The organism is Pseudorhodoferax sp. Leaf267, assembly GCF_001422405.1.
In the GTDB taxonomy this organism is placed as follows: Bacteria; Pseudomonadota; Gammaproteobacteria; order Burkholderiales; family Burkholderiaceae_C; genus Pseudorhodoferax.
Genome location: NZ_LMMV01000001.1, coordinates 588,118 through 604,960, shown reverse-complemented (window position 1 = coordinate 604,960; position 16,843 = coordinate 588,118). Strand labels below are relative to the sequence as shown.

Below are 16,843 nucleotides of genomic sequence, written 5' to 3'. Positions count from 1 at the left end.
TTCGATCTGAGTAGCGTGGGAGAGAAATCCGGCGTTGAGCCACGCCGCTTGGCCCGGCTGTGGCTCGGAAACGTTCAACGGGCTTGGGGTCAGGTCTTGCCTATTGCCCAGACGTCGGTAGCCGATATGTGAAGTCGCCCCATAAGCTGGTGCTCCAGCAGCCGCCAAGCACGAAAACGCTTAATCGCCGAGGTCACACCGCTCGGCCGCTCTTCACTGCCCCCTGAGCCGCCCCACCAACGGCACCACCAGCACCGCCGCCCCCAAGGCCACCGCCGCCCCCACCCACCCCACGCTCGCCACGCCCCACAGCGGGATGCTCGCCCCGCCCATCACGGCGCCCAGCGCGATCCCGCCATTGGCCGCCGACACATTGATCGTCCCCGCCAGCGCCTGCGCCTGCGGCGCCGCCTTCATCACGCGGATCTGGCAGACGGGATACAGGGCCGTGTTGGCAATGCCCCAGACGGCCAGGGCGATGACCAGGCCCGTGTGGTGCGATGCCAGCGCCATGCTGGCCGCCATGCCGATGGCCAGCAGCGCGCTGAAGACGGCCGTGGTCAGCAAGGGCCTGCGGTCCACCCAGCGCCCGCCCAGCCAGTTGCCGGCCAGGCCCACGGCGCCGAAGCCCATGAGCCACCAGCCGACCAGGGCCGAGGGCACCAGCGCCACGCTTTCCAGCACCTCGGCCAGGTAGGTGTAGCCCGTGAACATGGCCGTGAACACGGCCACCGACAGCAGCACGTTGCCGACGAAGAAGCGGTCCTTGAGGATGCGCGCCTGCTCGGCCAGGCGCACGCGCTGGCCTGTCGCCATCTGCGGCATGACGACCTGCAGCAGCACCGCCACCAGCAGAGAGAGCGCGGCCAGCACCCAGAAGGCGCCGCGCCAGCCGATCGCGTCGCCGGCCACGGTGCCCAGCGGAATGCCGAACAGCATGGCGCCCGAGATGCCGAGGTAGACCAGCGCGACGGCGCGGCCGGCGCGCTCGGGGCCCGCCAGTTGCGCAGCCGTCTCGCTGGCCGTTCCCCAGAACACCGGCAGCGCCAATGCCGGCACGACGCGCGCGATGGCCAGCGTCCACAGGTTGGGCGCCATCGCGGCCAGGGCATTGGAGGCTGCGAACAGCAGCAGCACGCCGAGGAACAGCCGCTTGCGCTCGCGGTGCGCGAGCCAGGCGGTGAGCACCGGCCCGAACAGCATCACTACCACCGCGAACAGCGTGACCACCTGCCCCGCCGCGGACACCGAGACCGACAGGTCGCGGGCCAGTGCGGGCAGCAGGCCCACCATCAGGAATTCCGTGGTGACGATGACGAAGGCGGCAATGGCCAGAACCACGATGGAGGCTTGGCCGCCTGATGCAGCGGTGGCGGGGGAAACGGCAGGCGCAGTGGATGCGCCTGCGGGCAATGCCAGCCCGGCGGATTCAGCCACCGCTCAGGCCCGCCCGGAAAGGCGCGTGGTCGCAAGGTGGCGGTGATGCAGGCAGTGGTGAAGGAGCGGGTTCATCTGAAGGGTGTCCGTGGCGCGGCCAAAAGGGCAATGGCTTGCGGGAAGCCGGGCCACGGATCCTAGATTGATGCTGCTTTGCCTTCAATCACCCCGGATCGCAAATTTCAATTGTTCAAATAACATCAATGCAGCCGTGAAACGTGCCACCGGCCTGCCCCCCACACGAGACCCACATGCAACTGAACGCCCTGAGGTACTTCGCCATGGTGGCCGCGACCGGCAGCTTCGCCGCCACGGCCCGGCACTTCCAGGTGCCGGCCTCGTCGGTCTCTCGCTTCATCTCGGCGCTGGAGCGCGAGTTGGGCCAGCAGCTGCTGTACCGCAACACGCGCTCGGTACGCCTCACCGAGACCGGCGCGCGCTACGTGGCGCAGGTCAGGGAGGCGCTGGACGCGCTGGACCTGGCCACCGAGCAGGCGGCCGGCAAGGACTCGGCGGTCCGGGGCCTGATCCGCATCAACGCCCCGGTGGCGCTGGGCCGGCTGCACGTGGCGCAGATCATCCACAAGCTGCAGGCTGCGTACCCGGAGCTCACGGCCGAGCTGACGCTGACAGATGCGTTCATCGATCCGGTGCAGGAGGGTGTGGACATCACGGTGCGCATCGGCACCCTGCCGGACTCGGGCCTGATTGCCAGAAAGGTCGGCGATCAGAACACCGTGCTGTGCGCCAGCCCGGCCTATCTGCGCCAGCACGGCACGCCTGCGACGCCGCAGGATCTGGAACGGCACAGTTGCCTGGTCTACAAGGGCCAGTCGGGTGCGCAGCGGTGGTTCTTTCGGCGCACCAAGGACGATGCGCCGCTGATCGTGCGTGCAGAAGGGCCGCTGCGCAGCAACAACGCCGAGGTCCTGGTGGCCGCTGCGCTGGCGGGCCGCGGCATCGTGCTGTTCCCGACGTGGATCTTCGAGCGCGAGAGTTTCCGCGGCAGGAAGCTGGTCCGGCTGCTGCCGCAGTGGATGGGCACGGTGGATGTGCAGCCCGCCGAGATCCACCTGGTCTCACCGGAGAACCGGCTGCGGTCGCTGAAGGTGCGGACGGTGCTGGACTTCATGTTGAAGACGATTGGCAGCCCGCCGTACTGGGACGCGCTCTGAGGCCGGGTGGCGCCACGCCACAGCCGCGATGGCGGCGTCCACGCACGCAAAGCGTGCCTGGGCCGTGGCCTGCTTCCTGCTAAGCCTGGGCACTCCACCACCCGAGAGATGCCATGCGCAACTTCCATTCCACGCGGCGCGGCGCGCTGCAACTGCTGGCCGCCGGCGTCGCCGGTGCAGCCCTTCCGGCCTGGGCCCAGTGGCCCGACAAGGCCGTCAAGATCGTCGTGACGTTTCCTCCGGGCGGCTCCAGCGACGTGCTGGCGCGCATCATGGCCGAGCAGCTGGCCAAGAAGCTGGGCCAGCCCGTGGTAGTGGACAACAAGCCCGGCGCGGGCGGCACCATCGGCGGGGCGCAGGTGGCGGCCGCAGCGCCGGACGGCTACACGCTGATGCTGTCGAACACCACGCCGATCGCGTTGGGGCCGTTCACGCTGGACAAACAGCCCTACGACCCGCTGGCCGGCTTCACGCACATCGCCTACCTGGGCGCCGCGCCGCTGGTCATCATGGCCAGCAAGCCGTCGGGCATCAAGAGCTATGCCGAGTTCGAAGCGATGGCGCGCAAGGACGGGCGCATCGATTACGGCACCGGCGGCCCGGGCTCCATCGGCCACATCCACGGCGAGCTGCTCAAGCGCACGGCAGGGCTCAACATGGTGCATGTGCCCTACCGCGGCGGTGCGCCCATGACCACCGACCTGATCGCCAACACCATTCCGGTGGCGATCGACGTGATCACGTCTTACGTGCCTTTCTTCAAGAGCGGCCAGCTGGTGCCACTGGCCGTGACCGGCCACCAGCGCTCGCCGCTGATGCCGGACGTGCCGACCGTGGTGGAGCTCAAGCAGCCCAAGCTGGTGCTGGAGAACTTCTTCGGGCTCTCGGCGCCGGCCAGGCTGCCGGCCGACATCGTGGCGAAGCTGCACGCGGCCTGCAACGAGGTGCTGGCCATGCCCGACATCCAGAAGAAGCTGACCGAACTGGGCATCGTGGCCAAGGCCGAGACGGTGGCCGAGTTCAATGGCTTCGTCAAAGACCAGGTGGACGTGCTGGGCGCCACGGTGAAGAGCGCCGGCATCAAGCTGTGAGCCGGCGCGCCGGTCAGGGCAGCACGGGGCTGGCCACCGCCTGCTGGATGCGCAGGTCCGCATCGCGCTGCAGCAGCAGGCGCTCGGCCACCAGCTGGTTCGCCGCCGTCGTCACCGCCGCCACGTAGCCCGCCTGGTTGCCGTAGAGCGACTCCAGCGAGGGCCGCGTGTCGCCGGCTGCGAGCCGCGCGGCCTCCGTGGTGTGGAACGGGATGAACGCGCCCGTCAGGTTCGACAGGTCCACGATCCCCGGCGTGGCCACATAGTTGAACTCGATGCTCGTGCCCAGCGGCGCCCGCGCCTCCACGCTCTTGATGCCCGCCTTGGTCAGCCCCGTCGTCGCATCGACTTGCGGCACCAGGATCGCGTAGTCACGGCCCGTGTAGTACGGCGGCAGCAGCGTGGCGATGCCGGACTCGTCCTGCGGGATGTACTGCGGGCCGAAGTCGAACAGCGGGAAGCCGTTATAGCGGGCCAGGTAGTTGAACGCAGGCACCGCGGTCGGCGTGCCGGCCACGGGCCAGGTCACGCCCTGCATGGTCGGGAACACCAGCTGGTCCGGCCGCGCCAAGGTGCCGTCGGCCAGCTTGGGCACCTGGCTCGGCGGCGGCTCGGTGCCGCGCACCACCCAGTCTTCCAACGCCACGAACAGCGCGCGGAAGGTGTCGGTGAAGTGCACCACCGTGCCGGCCGGGTAGACGTTGCGCGTCGGTGCGTAGCTGATGCTGGCCGTGCCGCCGTTGCCGCCGTGCTGGGTGCTGGCGTAGTAATACAGGCGCGCGTTGTCGGGCTGGGCGATGTCGCGCAGGCCGAAGGCGTCGGTCAGCACCGGCGAGCCCTGCAGCTGCCAGAACTCCGTGCCCGACAGGCCGAGGAAGAACTTGGGGCAGGTGTTCGTGGCCGCGCAGCGCTTCATCACGCCGCCCTGCCGGCCGCTCACGTCGTCCACGTAGTCGGCCGCCAGGCCGCGCGGCGCGGTCTGGCCGAAGGCGGTGTGGTCGGTGCGCAGGCCGCCACCGCCGCCGGGCACGGCGAAGCGGGTGTTGATGTTCGTCTGGCGTGCGGCCACATGGGCGTACAGGCCGTCGAACACCTTGCCGCCGTCCAGCGCCTGGTTGAAGCCCAGGTGCAGGAAGGTCTTCATGGCATTGCCCGACTGCGAGGTGCCCTGGCCGATGGCGTGCGTGATGCGGCCGGCCAGCGGGTTGGCCGTGCCCGCGCTATCGGCCGTGGCCTTGCGGAAGAAGCTGACGGTGTCGCGCAGCGCGGCCAGGCCCACGCCCATGACCTTGGGGTCCTTGGCGACGTAGACCAGCTCGTACAGATACCTGGGATCGAAGCCGCCACGCAGGCAGACCTTGCTGGCGTCAAGCGTGCCGGGGAAGGCGTTGGTCGCGCTGCAGTCGGCGAACTTCCAGTCGCTGGCCGGGATCAGCTGGCGCGGGTCGGTCTCGTTGGCGCGGCGCGTGAGCGAGTAGCCGGGCAGCGTGTTGTCCAGGCTGGCGGGGGCGTACGGAATCATCGTGCCGTTGAACACACCGCCGGGCAGCGTCATGACGGGCGTGGCGGCACTGGGCACGAGCTCGGCGCGGTAGGGGCCGGTGATGCTGCTGCCGTCCGCGTTCTTGGCGACGGGCACGGTGGCCGTCAGGCGCGCGGGGTTGCTCTTGGGCACGTCGCCCTGCCAGGCCGAGTACAGCACGACGTAGCCGCGCTCCAGGTACACGGCGTCGCTGGGCGTGGCCGTGGGGTTGAGCATGGTGAGGATGTTGCCGCGGTTGGGCGCGTCGTAGCGCAGTACGCCGCTGGCCTTGGCCATGTCCTTGGGCTTGAGCATCGTGAACTCGGCGCTGTACTCGACCATGCCGCGTGCGTTGACCGGCGCCAGCGCCAGGTCCTGGATCACGGCGTTCTTCGGGTCCTTGGGGTCGACCTCGCCGCTGATGCTGCCGGTGAGCTTCTCGTAGGCGCCCACGGTGCCGTAGGTGCCGGGGAAGTCTTCGGTGGCGGTGACGCTGAGCTTGAGCTGCGGCGTCGCGGCCGGCGGGGGCGCGGGCTCGTTGTCGTTGTCGCTGCCGCCACAGGCGGCCAGGGTGCAGGCTGCGAGCAGCGCTGTCGTCTTCCAGATCGTGTGCATCGTCGGTCTCCTCGTTTTCAACAAATCATTGGCAGCGGAAGCTGGCCGCGTCGTCGGTGCTGCCGCTGCCCTGGTAGACGGCGGTCTTGGGGTAGCTGCACAGTGGCCTTGTGCGCACCACGGCGCCGCCGGTCACGCGGGCGGCCACGATGCTGTCGGGCGCCGTGCCCTGCTCCACCCAGCGGTCCAGCGCCATCAGCAGGTCGTTGGCGGCCGTGGGGTTGGGCGCCTGGCCGCCGCTGTTGCCGAAGGTGGTGGCGCCCGCGCCGCCGCCGCAGTGGCCCATGCCGGGCACCAGGAACAGGCGGTAGAACTTCTCCATCTCGGCCTGCGTGCCCTGCGCGGCCTTCACGCGCTCGGCGTAGGCGATGGTGTCGACCGGGTTGACCACGGCGTCCTGCCAGCCCTGGAACACGATGGCCTTGCCGCCGGATGCCTTGAAGGCCGACAGGTCGGCGCTGGTCTGGTCGACCAGCGGGCCGACCTTGGCGTCGGCATAGGCCAGGTCGCGGTCGTAGTCGAAGGTCCACCAGTTCCACTGCGGGTTGTCGAACACCCACAGCCGCCAGTAGTCGGCGCGCACCGGTTCGGCGCCGCCCCAGTAGCCGGCCCAGCCCGATTCGCTGCCGACCGGCAGGCCGGGGTAGATCTGTTGGCCGGTGCGTGCGTTCTTCGGGCCGGCGTAGATCTTCTGCGCCACGGCCACCTGCTCGGCCGTTAGGCAGTCGGCCGCGTCGGCACCCGTGCATTGCAGGCTGGCGACGTCGAACCTGTCGGCCGTGCAGGCGAGCGGGTTCTCCATGACGCCGTCAGTCACGCCGTCCAGCGCGTCACAGGCGGCAATCGCGCGCTGCGTGATCAGCGTGGCCTTGGCCGCGGTGAGGATCACGGGGCCGCTGGTGTTGGCCGCGCGGTTGGACAGGTAGCGGTGCAGGAACTCCACGTTCAGCCGCGTACGGTTGTTGCCCGGGGCGCCCGCGATCACGCCGTCGAAGTCGTCAGGGTAGCGCTGCATCTCGGCATAGCCCTGGTGGCCGCCGGTGGAGCAGCCGTAGTAGTAGGCGCGCGTGGGTTCCTTGGCCGCGAGGCCGGCGATCAGCGTGCGCGACGGCGCGGTGATGGCATGGATGGAGCGCGTGCCCCAGTCGCGGATCTTCTCGGGGTGGCCCACGCCCCAGAACATCTCGTTCGGGTCGGTGGACTGGTGGCCGGTGTCGCCGCCCACCACGGCGTAGCCCTGGCGCATGGCGTAGGCCATGTCGTTGGTGCTGAGCGCGGGGCTGTAGCCGCCGTTGCCGGTGACGACCATCTTGCCGTTCCAGGCCGTGCCCTCGGGCACCCAGACCTCGAACTTCACGAGCGAATCGCTGCTGGGCGTGGCCTCGCCCGTGATGCGGCAGAACGCGGGCAGGTTGGCGATCGCCGTGCTGCTGCCGGGGGGCGTGAAGCTGCCGGCGGCCACGGGCGTGGCGCCGGTCACGCTGGCGCCGCTGAGCTGCACGGTGGCCAGCGCGCTGGTCTCGCAGCTCCTGGGCGTGGCGATGGGGGTGCCGGGGTCGTCGCCGGCATCGGAGCCGCCACAGGCGGCGAGCAGGGCCAGGGCTGCGCAGCCCGCCAGGGTGCGGGGGGAAATCGGGTGCATGTTTGTCTCCTCGTTGTCGTCAAGGCTGTCTTGCCCCCTCGCCCCTTTGGGGAGAGGGTTGGGGTGAGGGGCCGGCTCAAGCTGGGCGCGGGCTTTGACGCCGCTGGCCCTCACCCCTGCCCTCTCCCAGAGGGAGAGGGAGTTAGGAGCCCTCACCCCTGCCCTCTCCCAGGGGAGAGGGAGTTCAGGTCACTCCGCCTCGATGCCCGCGGCCTTGATGACCTTGCCCCACTTGGCCGTCTCGGCCGCCTGGAACTTGGCCAGCCCGTCCGGTGTCGTCGTCCAGGCCACCGAGCCGCTGCCGTCGTAGAAGCTCTTGGCCGCCGCGCTCTTGGTGCCGGCGGCCAGCAGTTCCTGCAGCTTGGCGACCACGGCCGGCGGCGTGCCGGCCGGCGCGTAGGCGGCGAACCAGTAGCCCATGTCGTAGCCCTTCACGCCGGCCTCGGCAATCGTGGGCACTTCGGGCAGCAGAGGGTTGCGGTCCACGGTGGAAACGCCCAGCGCCTTGAGCTTGCCGCCCTTGACCTGCGGCACGCCGGTGGAGGTGTCGGTGATCATGAAGTCGATCTGGCCGCCCAGCAGGTCGGTGATCGCGTTCGGGTTGCTCTTGTAGGGCACGTGCAGGATGTCGGTGCCGCTGAGCTGCTTGAACATTTCGCCTGCCATGCGGCTGGACGAGCTGCCGCTGCCGAAGCTGAGTTTGCCGGGCGTCTTCTTGGCCGCGGCCACGAGGTCCATCACGTTGGTGTAGGGCGTGTCCATGCGCACCACCAGCACCTGGCCGCCCTTGCCCAGGCCGGTGATGGGCGCGAAGTCCTTCACCGGGTCGTAGCTGAGCTTCTTGTACAGGTGCTCGTTGGCCGCGTGCGTGGTGTTGGTGGTGATGAGCACGGTGTAGCCGTCGGCCGGCGCGCGGGCCACCTGGCTCGCGGCGATCTGGCCGCTGGCGCCGCCCTTGTTGTCCACCACCACGGGCTGCCTGGTCTGGTCGGTGATGGACTGGCCGAGCGCGCGCGCGATCTGGTCGGTGGCGCTGCCGGCGGCGAACGGCACGACGAAGGTGATGGGCTTGCTGGGGAAGGCCTGGGCCAGCGCGCCCTGCGCGAGCAAGGCGCCGGTGGCCAGCACAAGGCTGGTGGCGAGCAGCCGGCGGCGGCGGGTGGATGGGCGGTGCGTCATGGGTGTTGTCTCCAAGGGTTGAGGATCAGGAAAGTTCTTGTTCGGTGAGCGGCGGGCCGGCCAGGCGGGCCACCAGGTCGCGCGGCACCTGGATGGGCAGTTCGAGCAGGCGGAACGACAAGGCCTTGCCGTGGCTGTCCAGGTTCAGCGCGTCGTTCACGCCGCCGTCCAGCACCTCGTCGAGCACGAAGTTCATGGCCTGCAGGTTCGGCAGCACGTGGCGTGTGACGCGGGCCGGATGCCGGTGCGCGAACTGCGCGGCCACGGCCTCTTCGGTCACCTGGGCCAGCAGCAGCGGCCACAGCTCGGGGTGCCAGGCGATCACGCTGATGTTGGAACGGTTGCCCTTGTCGCCGGTGCGGCCGTGCGCGGCGCGGAACAGGGGGACGGTGATGGCAGAAGTCATGACGGGATGAAGCTGAAGGTGGCCGGCACATGCTCGCGCGGCAGGCTGCACGACACCGTGCCCAGGCGCTGGCGCAGCGCGGTGCGCACGCCGCCGCCGCCCGCGGGGCCGCAGGTGTAGAGCGCGGTGACCTCGCGGCCCAGGCGCTCGGCGGCCTGCTTGTCGGTATGGTTCATGGCGATGCGCAGGCGCACGTCCTGCGCGCCGCCGTCGGGCACGTCGGCCAGCCACTCGCCGCCGTCGTCGGCGAACACGCTGGCCACGCCGATCAGGTCGGCACGCAGCGGGCCCAGGCCGGCCAGGCGCTCGCGCAGCACCTGGGCCGCCAGCCGCGCGCGGCCCTCGGCGCGGGCGCCGGCATACGAGATCTCGCCCTCGGCGAACCAGCCCGTGGCGTGGCACACGTTGACCTTCAGGCCCGCGGGCCGCGCATGGCCGCGCACGCCAGACAGGCGCACCCGGTCGGGGCCGACTTCCTCTACCTGGGCCTCGCTGATGTCGGCCACCACATCGGGCGTGAGGTAGGCCGCCGGGTCGTGCACCTCGTACAGCAGCTGTTCCTTCACCGTGTGGGCGTCGATGCGCCCGCCCGTGCCAGCCGGCTTGGTGATGGTGCAGTCGCCGTTGGCATCGATCTCGGCGATGGGGTAGCCCAGGCTGGCCATGCCGGGCACGTCCTTGTAGCCGGGGTCGGCGTAGTAGCCGCCCGAGACCTGGGTGCCGCACTCGAGCAGGTGGCCGGCCATGGTGGCGCGGGCGATGCGCGTCCAGTCGTCGCGCGCCCAGCCGAAGTGGGCCAGCGCGGGGCCGACGGCGAGTGACGGGTCGGACACGCGGCCGCAGACCACGATGTCGGCGCCGGCCAGCAGCGCGTCGGCAATCGCCTCGGCGCCCTGGTAGGCGTTGGCGGAGACGACCTGCAGTTGTTGCAGCGTGCCGGGCAGCGCCTGCTCCAGCAGCGCGCGGTGGGCGGGGCCGCTCACGTCGTCGCCCTCCACCACCGCGATGCGCGGCGCGGGCAGGCCGAGTTCGTGCGCCAGTGCGTGGATGCGGCGGGCGGCGCCCACCGGGTTGGCGGCGCCGAAGTTGCTGACGATGCGCACGCCATGCGCCAGGCATTGGGCGAGCACGGGGCGCAGCAGGTCGGCGAGAAGGGGTTCGTAGCCCGCGTCGGGGTCGTGGCGGCGCGCGAGCTGGGCCAGCGCCAGCGTGCGCTCGGCCAGGGTCTCGAAAATCAGAAAGGCCGGGCCGCCGGCCGCGACCAGCGCGTCGACCACGGGGCCGGCCGCGTCCGTGCGGTCCCCCGAGAAGCCTGCCGCGCAGCCGATGCGCAAAAGTTCTTGGCTCACATGTCTCCTTGCTCGTTTGGCCGCAATGTAGGAGGCCTGGGTTAATCTGTGAATTCGAAAATTCGGATCAACTGATTTGGATCACAGATGAAACCCAACATCTCCACGCGCCAGTTGCAGGCCTTCGTGGCGCTGGCCGAGCAGCGCAGCTTCACGCGCGCCGCCGCGCTGTGCCACCTGTCGCAACCCGCCTTCAGCGCGCTGATCGGGCAGCTCGAAGCCACGCTGGGCCTGCGCCTGTTCGACCGCAGCACGCGGCATGTGGAGCCCACGGCCGAGGGCATCGAGTTCGAGGTGTCGGCGCGGCGTGTGCTGGCCGAGTTCGACGCCGCGCTGTCCGGCGTGTCGGACCAGCTGGCGCGCCGGCGCGGCCGGGTGTCGATTGCGCTGCTGCCTTCGCTGGCGGCGGGCTGGCTGCCCGGCATCCTGCGCGGCTACAAAGAGCAGCACCCGGGCGTGGAGATCGAAGTGGCCGACGTGCTGTCCGAGCCCTGCGTAGAGCGCGTGCGCAGCGGCCAGGCCGACTTTGCGCTGGCCGCCATACGCGCCGACACGCAGGAGCTGCGCGCCGAGCCCTTTTGCAGCGACGACTTCCACCTGGTCTGCCCCGCCGGCCACCCGCTGGCCGCACTGCCCGAGGTGCGCCCGCGCGACGTGGCGGCCTACCCCTTTGTGCACATGGCCCGCAGCTCCAGCGTGCGCCAGTACCTGGACGCCGCGCTGCACCCGCTGCAGATGCAGACGCTGATGGAGGTGGACCAGCTCGCCACCGCCATGGGCATGGTGCGCGCCGGCCTGGGCGTGAGCCTGATGCCGGCGCTCACGCTGTTCCATTTCGCGCAGCCTGGGCTGGTGACGCGGCCGCTGCCCTGGCCGGGGCTCAAGCGCAGCATCTACCTCATCCGCCGGCGCGAGCGCAGCCTGTCGCTGGCGGCGCAAACGCTGTACGAGCAGGTGATGGCGCAGCCGCCGCAGGTGCCATCTGCGCCGAAGAAACGACGAATAACCGTCTGACAGACAACTGTATTCGTATCCAGTAGCATGCCTGCATGGACATCAACCGCAAGCTCGCCATCCTGGCCGATGCCGCCAAGTACGACGCCTCCTGCGCGTCCAGCGGCACGACCAAGCGCGACTCGGTGGGCGGGCGTGGCATCGGCTCGACCGAGGGCGCCGGCATCTGCCACAGCTATGCGCCCGACGGCCGCTGCATCTCGCTCCTGAAGGTCCTGCTCACCAATTACTGCCTGTACGACTGCCTGTACTGCGTGAACCGCGTCAGCAGCAACGTGCAGCGCGCGCGCTTCACGACGGACGAGGTCGTGCAGCTCACGCTGGACTTCTACCGCCGCAACTGCATCGAAGGCCTGTTCCTCAGCAGCGGCATCATCCAGAGCCCGGACCACACAATGGAGATGGTGGTCGAGGTGGCGCGCAGCCTGCGCGAGGACCACGACTTCCGCGGCTACATCCATCTGAAGACCATTCCCGAAGCGAATGCCGAACTGCTGGCCCGCGCGGGCCGCTACGCCGACCGCCTGAGCATCAACATCGAGCTGCCCACCACCGACGGCCTGGCCGCGCTGGCGCCCGAGAAGGACGGCCAGGCCATCCGCCGCTCGATGGCCAACCTGCGCGTGCACATCGACGACGCCAAGGGCGAGGCCCAGGCCGCACGGCCCACCGCCCTGCCCTCGGCGCCCCCGCGCCGCGCCGCCGCCCCCAAGTTCGCCCCCGCCGGCCAAAGCACACAGATGATCGTGGGCGCCGATGCCGCCAGCGACCGCAGCATCCTCACCACGAGCGCGAACCTTTACGGCGCCTACAAGCTGCGCCGCGTCTATTACTCGGCCTTCAGCCCCATCCCCGACGCCTCGCGCGCGCTGCCGCCCACCGCGCCGCCGCTGGTGCGCGAACACCGGCTGTACCAGGCCGACTGGCTCATGCGTTTCTACGGCTTCGGCCATGACGAGATCGTGGGCGGCGAGGATGGCATGCTGTCGCTGGAGATGGACCCCAAGCTGGCCTGGGCGCTGGCGCACCGCGAGCGCTTTCCCGTGGACCTGAACCGCGCGCCGCGCGAGATGCTGCTGCGCGTGCCGGGCCTGGGCGTGAAGTCGGTCGACAAGCTGCTGATGGCGCGGCGCCAGCGCGTGCTGCGCGTGGACGACCTGGGGCGCCTGTCGGTGCCGCTGCGCACCGTGCTGCCCTTCGTGAGCGTGCCTGGCGTCGGGGCCGGCAAGGGGCTGGACAGCGCGCAGCTGGCCGCGCGGCTCAAGCCCCGGCCGCAGCAGGCCTCGCTGTTCGACCATGCGCCTGCTTGAGCAAGCGGTCACCGTCAGCCTGGCGTCGGACGACGACCTGGCGGGCTTCAAGGCCGCCGTGCGCCGCCTCGTTGCGCAGCAGATGGCGCCGCAGGACGTGCAGTGGCAGGTGGCCACCGCCGCGCACGGCGACCTGTTCTCGGAACCCGCGCCCGTCACCCAGGCCGCCCGCGCGCCCGCTTTCCGCCTGCCCGCCCAGGCCGTGCAATGGCTGGAGCATGCCGCCCTGCACTCCGAGCCCGGCCGCTTCGAGCTGCTCTACCGCCTGGTCTGGCGTCTGCTCGCCGAGCCCGGCCTGCGCGACGACCCGCTGGATGCGGACATGCTGCATGCCGAGCGCCTGTCGCGTTCGGTACGGCGCGACATGCACAAGATGACGGCCTTCGTGCGCTTTCGCCCGCTCGCGGCGCAGGCAGGCGAGCCCACCGAGCACGTGGCCTGGTTCGAGCCCGACCACCACATCGTGCGCGCCACAGCGCCCTTCTTTGCACGACGCTTCGCGCAGATGCGCTGGGCCATCCTCACGCCCGAGCGCAGCGTGCGCTGGGACGGCGAGACGCTGGACTTCGGCCCCGGCGCGCGCCGCGAAGACGCCCCGCCCGCCGATGCCGGCGAACAGCTCTGGCTCACCTACTACGCCCACATCTTCAACCCGGCGCGCTTGAAGCCGGACATGATGCGCAAGGAGATGCCGCGCCGCTACTGGAAGAACCTGCCCGAGGCCACGCTGATCCAGCCGCTCATGCACGCCGCCGCGCAGCGCAGCGGCCAGATGGTGGAAGAAGGCGCCACCGAGCCGCAGCGGCGCCGGCCTGCCAGCTCCATCGCGCTGCGCCTGGACCAACGCCCGGCCGATACGGCCCTGCCCGGCACGCTGGACGCCCTGCGCCTGGCCACCTCGCACTGCCGCGACTGCCCCATCGGCCAGCACGCGACCCAGGCCGTGCACGGCGAAGGCGCGGCCGGCGCGGCCTTGATGCTGGTGGGCGAGCAGCCAGGCGACCAGGAGGACCTGCGCGGCCGCCCGTTCGTCGGGCCGGCCGGCAAGCTGCTGCAGCAGGCGTTCGATCGGCTGGGCTGGCAGCGCGAGCTGCTGTACCTGACGAATGCCGTGAAGCACTTCAAGTTCGAGCTGCGCGGCAAGCGGCGCCTGCACAAGACGCCGGGGCAGAAGGAAGCCATGGCCTGCAGCCAGTGGCTGGAGCGCGAGATCGGCCTCGTGAAGCCCCAGGCCGCCATTGCCCTGGGCGCCACCGCGGCCCGCGCGCTCATGGGCTACGCGGTGCCTGTGAGCAGCGCCCGGGGCCAGTGGCTGCAGCGCGCCGATGGCCTGCCCGTGCTGGTCACGCTGCACCCGGCCGCATTGCTGCGCATGGAGGTCGGCGACCCACAAGCCGCCTTCGACGCCTGGCTGGACGACCTGCGCCAGGCCGCCGGCTACGCAGCGATCAGAACAGCTTCCACTTGAGCCCGATGGCCACCGCCGACGGGATGCCGAACAGCATCAGGAAGATCGGCAGCTCCTCGCCCCACGAATAGCCCGCATGCGTCACGCCGACCCACATGTTGAAGAAGGTCGCCACGCACCACAGCACCACGAAGCCGCCCGTCACCCAGCCCATCGCGTTGGGGAAGTTCTCGGCAAACAGCCGGCCCAAAATGAAGAAGGCGGCCAGCAGCAGGAAGCCGGCGGTGAGGAACATGGCAGTGCGCATCAGGGATTTCCAAGGTCAGGCCGACTCGCGGCGGGCCTTGCAATGTAGTGGTCCATCTGTGCAACAACGGGCCGTATAGAGCCCAGTGATCTGCGCAAGTTATGCCCATGCTAAGGTCGCCCGTGCCATGAAGACCCTGCTCATCGTCCACCACAGCATGACCGGCGGCACGACCCAACTGGCCCAGGCCGCGCTGCGCGGCGCCGGCACGGAGCCAGGCGTCACGGCCCGCCTGCTCAAGGCGCGCGACGCCGGCCCCGACGACCTGCTGGCCGCCGACGGCTATGTGTTCGCCACGCCGGAGAACCTGGCCGCCATCGCCGGCCTCATGAAGGACTTCTTCGACCGCTGCTACTACCCGGCGCTGGACCGCATCCAGGGCCGGCCCTACGCCACCCTGGTCTGTGCCGGCAGCGACGGCAGCAACGCCGCGCGGCAGGTCGAGCGCATCGCCACCGGTTGGCGCCTCAAGCCCGTGGCGCCCGCGCTGATCGTCTGCACGCACGCGCAGACGCCCGAGCAGATCCTGGCGCCCAAGCAGATCGGCGCGGCCGATCTGCACAAGGCCGAGGAGCTGGGTGCGGCGCTTGCGGCGGGGTTGGCGCTGGGCGTGTTCTGAGCGCGTGCGGCTGCTGCGCCGGCCAGCCTGCATCCACCGGTAGCGCCGCCACCAGGCGCGCCCTGGGTGGCCCGACGCCCAGGACATCGATGCCGGCCCAGCAGACCTGGCCCGCTTCCGCTATGTTCGACGGCGCGCCCCGCCGCTCCCAACCCCGTGCACACCCCGTGCAAGCCACAACCTGCCGCCATTCCATGAGCCACCTGTTCCAACCCCTGCAGATCGGCCCGCTCACGCTGGCCAACCGCATCACCGTCGCGCCCATGTGCCAGTACTCGGCCAGCGAGGGCACGCCCGGCGACTGGCACATGATCCACCTGGGTCAGCTGGCCATCTCCGGCGCCGGCATGCTCATCATCGAGGCGACCGCGGTCGAGGCCGAGGGCCGCATCACGGCTGCCGACCTGGGCCTGTATTCGGACGCCAACGAGGCCGGCCTGGCGCGCGTGCTGGACGCGGCGCGTGCCCACTCGCCGATCAAGCTTGCGATCCAGCTCGGCCATGCCGGGCGCAAGGCCTCCAGCCGCGCGCCCTGGGAGGGCGGCAAGCAAGTGCCCGTCGGCGAGCCGGGGGGCTGGCCGTCGTGGTCGGCCTCGCCCGTGCCGCATGCGCCGGGCGAGCAGCCGCCCCTGGCGCTGGACGCAGCCGGCCTGCGCCGTGTGCGCGACGCGTTCGCTGCCGCCGCCCGCCGCGCCGCGCGGCTGGGGCTGGACGGCATCGAGCTGCACGGCGCCCACGGCTACCTGCTGCACCAGTTCCTGTCGCCTCTGGCCAACCAGCGCACCGATGAATACGGCGGCAGCCTGGAGAACCGCATGCGCTTTCCGATCGAAGTGTTCGATGCGGTGCGCGCGGTGTTCCCGGCCGACAGGCCGGTCTGGATGCGCATCTCGGCCACCGACTGGGTGCCCGGCGGCTGGGACATCGAAGGCACGCTGGCGTTGTCGCACGCGCTCAAGGCCCGCGGTTGCGCGGCCATCCACGTGACCACGGGTGGCGTGTCACCGTTGCAGGCGATCCAGCTCGGCCCGCTCTACCAGGTGCCCTATGCGCAGCGCGTGAAGGCCGAGGTGGGCCTGCCGACCATCGCCGTGGGCCTGATCACCGAGCCCGAGCAGGCCGAGGCCATCATCGCCGGGGGCGAGGCCGATGCCGTGTCGCTGGCCCGCGCCATGCTCTACGACCCGCGCTGGCCCTGGCATGCGGCCGCGAAGCTGGGCGCGCAGGTCCGCGTGCCGCCGCAGTACTGGCGCTCCCAGCCGCGGGAGTTCAAGGACCTGTTCGAAGGCGCTACGTTCGGCGCGCGCTGAGCGGCCCGCTCAACGCGCCGGCACCACGTTGGCCCGCCCGTCCGGCGTCGGGCTGACGTCCGACGAGGTCGGTGGCGTGGGCGCGCCCTGCGGCACCACCACCGTGGCGCGGCCGTCCGGCGTCTCCACCGTCGTATCGCCCGGCACGCCGCCGCGCGCGCGGTCGAAGCGGGCGCCGGCCTCACGCACGCAGGCCTCGCGCAGCGGTGCCGGCAGCTGGCCGCTGTTGCAGGTGGCCAGGTCGCTCTGGTAGATCTGGCGGGCCTGCTCGGCCGGGCTGGGCGCCGGTTGCGCGACCGCCAGGGGCATGGCGATCAGACAGGCCCAGGGCGCGACGTTCAGCAGGAGGCGCGAGGCGGTGCGAAGGCTCATGTGCATTCTCCTAAGACTGCCGTGCAGCGTAGCCGCCGCGCACCGCCAGAGGTGTAGGACGGCATCGGCGCGCAGGGGCTGCCGCGG

General features: G+C 70.7%; 15 protein-coding genes. 7 read left to right on the top strand and 8 right to left on the bottom strand.

Features of this window, described 5'->3' with window-relative positions; translation table 11 throughout:
• Nucleotides 1-213: 213 nt before the first annotated feature.
• On the bottom strand, nucleotides 214-1,344 hold the full coding sequence (locus ASF43_RS02655) for an MFS transporter (protein WP_056178049.1): 1,131 nt from the start codon (nucleotides 1,342-1,344) through the stop codon (nucleotides 214-216).
• 344 nt (nucleotides 1,345-1,688) lie between these two features.
• Here ASF43_RS02655 and ASF43_RS02650 point away from each other — a divergent pair, with 344 nt between their 5' ends.
• On the top strand, nucleotides 1,689-2,612 hold the full coding sequence (locus ASF43_RS02650) for a LysR family transcriptional regulator (protein ID WP_056176233.1): 924 nt from the start codon (nucleotides 1,689-1,691) through the stop codon (nucleotides 2,610-2,612).
• A 113-nt stretch (nucleotides 2,613-2,725) separates the two neighbouring features.
• A complete protein-coding gene (locus ASF43_RS02645) occupies nucleotides 2,726-3,703 on the top strand; it encodes a tripartite tricarboxylate transporter substrate binding protein (protein ID WP_056176229.1) in 978 nt (325 codons plus the stop codon).
• 13 nt (nucleotides 3,704-3,716) lie between these two features.
• Here ASF43_RS02645 and ASF43_RS02640 read toward each other — a convergent pair whose 3' ends face one another.
• From ASF43_RS02640 to ASF43_RS02620, 5 genes are all read right to left on the bottom strand, one after another.
• Entirely contained in the window at nucleotides 3,717-5,840 is a 2,124-nt protein-coding gene (locus ASF43_RS02640) for an alpha/beta hydrolase domain-containing protein (protein WP_056176226.1), read from the bottom strand.
• A 25-nt stretch (nucleotides 5,841-5,865) separates the two neighbouring features.
• A complete protein-coding gene (locus tag ASF43_RS02635) occupies nucleotides 5,866-7,482 on the bottom strand; it encodes a tannase/feruloyl esterase family alpha/beta hydrolase (protein ID WP_056176221.1) in 1,617 nt (538 codons plus the stop codon).
• Between the two features lie 189 nt (nucleotides 7,483-7,671).
• Nucleotides 7,672-8,661, bottom strand: a complete 990-nt coding sequence (locus ASF43_RS02630) for a tripartite tricarboxylate transporter substrate binding protein (protein ID WP_056176218.1) — start codon at nucleotides 8,659-8,661, stop codon at nucleotides 7,672-7,674.
• Nucleotides 8,662-8,686: 25 nt separating this feature from the next.
• Nucleotides 8,687-9,067: a hypothetical protein gene (locus ASF43_RS02625; RefSeq protein WP_056176215.1), complete on the bottom strand. Its 381-nt coding sequence runs from the start codon at nucleotides 9,065-9,067 to the stop codon at nucleotides 8,687-8,689.
• Nucleotides 9,064-10,416: an acyclic terpene utilization AtuA family protein gene (locus ASF43_RS02620; protein ID WP_056176214.1), complete on the bottom strand. Its 1,353-nt coding sequence runs from the start codon at nucleotides 10,414-10,416 to the stop codon at nucleotides 9,064-9,066. The genes ASF43_RS02625 and ASF43_RS02620 overlap by 4 nt, the downstream gene beginning before the upstream one ends.
• A gap of 87 nt (nucleotides 10,417-10,503) precedes the next feature.
• Here ASF43_RS02620 and ASF43_RS02615 point away from each other — a divergent pair, with 87 nt between their 5' ends.
• The 3 genes from ASF43_RS02615 to ASF43_RS02605 are packed head-to-tail and all read left to right on the top strand — an operon-like array spanning nucleotide 10,504 to nucleotide 14,208.
• A complete protein-coding gene (locus tag ASF43_RS02615; RefSeq protein WP_056176211.1) occupies nucleotides 10,504-11,430 on the top strand; it encodes a LysR family transcriptional regulator in 927 nt (308 codons plus the stop codon).
• 35 nt (nucleotides 11,431-11,465) lie between these two features.
• Nucleotides 11,466-12,740 (top strand): putative DNA modification/repair radical SAM protein, encoded by a 1,275-nt coding sequence (locus tag ASF43_RS02610; RefSeq protein ID WP_056176207.1) that lies wholly within the window; start codon nucleotides 11,466-11,468, stop codon nucleotides 12,738-12,740.
• Complete coding sequence (locus ASF43_RS02605) at nucleotides 12,727-14,208, top strand: UdgX family uracil-DNA binding protein (RefSeq protein ID WP_056176204.1); 1,482 nt, start codon at nucleotides 12,727-12,729, stop codon at nucleotides 14,206-14,208. The genes ASF43_RS02610 and ASF43_RS02605 overlap by 14 nt, the downstream gene beginning before the upstream one ends.
• Here ASF43_RS02605 and ASF43_RS02600 read toward each other — a convergent pair.
• On the bottom strand, nucleotides 14,189-14,455 hold the full coding sequence (locus ASF43_RS02600; protein WP_056176201.1) for a hypothetical protein: 267 nt from the start codon (nucleotides 14,453-14,455) through the stop codon (nucleotides 14,189-14,191). The two genes, ASF43_RS02605 and ASF43_RS02600, sit on opposite strands and share 20 nt — an antisense overlap.
• 127 nt (nucleotides 14,456-14,582) lie before the next feature.
• Between ASF43_RS02600 and ASF43_RS02595 the strand changes: the two genes are divergently transcribed.
• Complete coding sequence (locus ASF43_RS02595; protein ID WP_056176198.1) at nucleotides 14,583-15,074, top strand: flavodoxin family protein; 492 nt, start codon at nucleotides 14,583-14,585, stop codon at nucleotides 15,072-15,074.
• Nucleotides 15,075-15,268: 194 nt separating this feature from the next.
• On the top strand, nucleotides 15,269-16,384 hold the full coding sequence (locus ASF43_RS02590; RefSeq protein WP_056176195.1) for an NADH:flavin oxidoreductase/NADH oxidase: 1,116 nt from the start codon (nucleotides 15,269-15,271) through the stop codon (nucleotides 16,382-16,384).
• A 9-nt stretch (nucleotides 16,385-16,393) separates the two neighbouring features.
• Here the strand turns inward: ASF43_RS02590 and ASF43_RS02585 are convergent, their stop codons facing one another.
• Nucleotides 16,394-16,756: a hypothetical protein gene (locus tag ASF43_RS02585; RefSeq protein ID WP_056176193.1), complete on the bottom strand. Its 363-nt coding sequence runs from the start codon at nucleotides 16,754-16,756 to the stop codon at nucleotides 16,394-16,396.
• Between the last annotated feature and the right edge of the window lie 87 nt (nucleotides 16,757-16,843).

Excerpts from the sequence above, each read along its gene's own strand:
- ASF43_RS02625 (WP_056176215.1), bottom strand. The coding sequence starts at position 9,067 with ATGACTTCTGCCATCACCGTCCCCCTGTTCCGCGCCGCGCACGGCCGC.
- ASF43_RS02585 (WP_056176193.1), bottom strand. The coding sequence starts at position 16,756 with ATGAGCCTTCGCACCGCCTCGCGCCTCCTGCTGAACGTCGCGCCCTGG.
- ASF43_RS02650 (WP_056176233.1), top strand. The coding sequence starts at position 1,689 with ATGCAACTGAACGCCCTGAGGTACTTCGCCATGGTGGCCGCGACCGGC.
- ASF43_RS02640 (WP_056176226.1), bottom strand. The coding sequence starts at position 5,840 with ATGCACACGATCTGGAAGACGACAGCGCTGCTCGCAGCCTGCACCCTG.
- ASF43_RS02610 (WP_056176207.1), top strand. The coding sequence starts at position 11,466 with ATGGACATCAACCGCAAGCTCGCCATCCTGGCCGATGCCGCCAAGTAC.
- ASF43_RS02600 (WP_056176201.1), bottom strand. The coding sequence starts at position 14,455 with ATGCGCACTGCCATGTTCCTCACCGCCGGCTTCCTGCTGCTGGCCGCC.
- ASF43_RS02605 (WP_056176204.1), top strand. The coding sequence starts at position 12,727 with ATGCGCCTGCTTGAGCAAGCGGTCACCGTCAGCCTGGCGTCGGACGAC.
- ASF43_RS02590 (WP_056176195.1), top strand. The coding sequence starts at position 15,269 with ATGAGCCACCTGTTCCAACCCCTGCAGATCGGCCCGCTCACGCTGGCC.
- ASF43_RS02595 (WP_056176198.1), top strand. The coding sequence starts at position 14,583 with ATGAAGACCCTGCTCATCGTCCACCACAGCATGACCGGCGGCACGACC.
- ASF43_RS02615 (WP_056176211.1), top strand. The coding sequence starts at position 10,504 with ATGAAACCCAACATCTCCACGCGCCAGTTGCAGGCCTTCGTGGCGCTG.
- ASF43_RS02635 (WP_056176221.1), bottom strand. The coding sequence starts at position 7,482 with ATGCACCCGATTTCCCCCCGCACCCTGGCGGGCTGCGCAGCCCTGGCC.
- ASF43_RS02645 (WP_056176229.1), top strand. The coding sequence starts at position 2,726 with ATGCGCAACTTCCATTCCACGCGGCGCGGCGCGCTGCAACTGCTGGCC.
- ASF43_RS02630 (WP_056176218.1), bottom strand. The coding sequence starts at position 8,661 with ATGACGCACCGCCCATCCACCCGCCGCCGCCGGCTGCTCGCCACCAGC.